Annotated in this window: 1 protein-coding gene; it reads left to right on the plus strand. The window is 65.6% G+C overall.

All coding sequences use genetic code 11. From position 1 onward, the window contains the following. The coding region (locus DBR24_RS19630) for a bifunctional transcriptional activator/DNA repair enzyme AdaA (RefSeq protein ID WP_128615579.1) at positions 1-805 on the plus strand (805 nt) is incomplete at both ends.

Here is an 805-nt window from a genome sequence, read left to right on the forward strand (position 1 = left end):
CCGCTGGACGCGGCAGCCATCGCGCCGGACTGGGTGCAGCGCTTGCTCAAGGCGGTGGACGCCGATCCGGAGCGGCGCTGGAGCGATGCGCAACTGCTCGCGCACAGCATCGAGCCGCTGAAACTGCGGCGCTGGTTCAAACAGCATTTCGGCATGACCTTCCACGCCTGGTTGCGCACACGCCGGCTGGGCGTGGCACTGGGCGGAATCCGTCAGGGCACGTCGATTGATCACGCGGCGTTCGATTCCGGATATGAATCACTCAGTGGTTTTCGCGATGCCTTCCAGAAGTCATTCCACATCACCCCCGGCCGCGCCGCCCAGAGTGAACCGCTGCTGTTCACCCGGCTGACCACGCCGCTGGGGCCAATGATCGCCATGGCCGAGCGTCGTGGGCTGGTGTTGCTGGAGTTTCTCGACCGCCCGGCGCTGACCCGTGAAGTGGAAGACCTGCAGCACCGTTATGGCTACGCGGTTGCACCGGGGCACAATGCGCATTTGCAGCAGATCGAAGAGCAACTGGCGGCATATTTCGCCGGCAAGCTGAGCGCCTTCAGCGTGCCACTGCACGCGCCCGGCAGCGACTTTGCCCGGCAAGTGTGGGCGGCACTGCAACAAATCCCCTACGGCCAGACCAGCACTTACGGCGCCATCGCCGCAGGTTTGGGCAAACCCGGTGCCAGCCGGGCAGTCGGTCTGGCCAACGGGCACAATCGGCTGTCGATTGTCGTGCCGTGTCATCGGGTGATCGGCGCGGACGGCTCGCTGACCGGCTATGGTGGAGGGCAGCCGCGCAAGGCGTTCC

Origin of the sequence: Pseudomonas sp. HMWF006 (assembly GCF_003061205.1) — a bacterium.
GTDB classification, from domain to species: domain Bacteria; phylum Pseudomonadota; class Gammaproteobacteria; order Pseudomonadales; family Pseudomonadaceae; genus Aquipseudomonas; species Aquipseudomonas monsensis.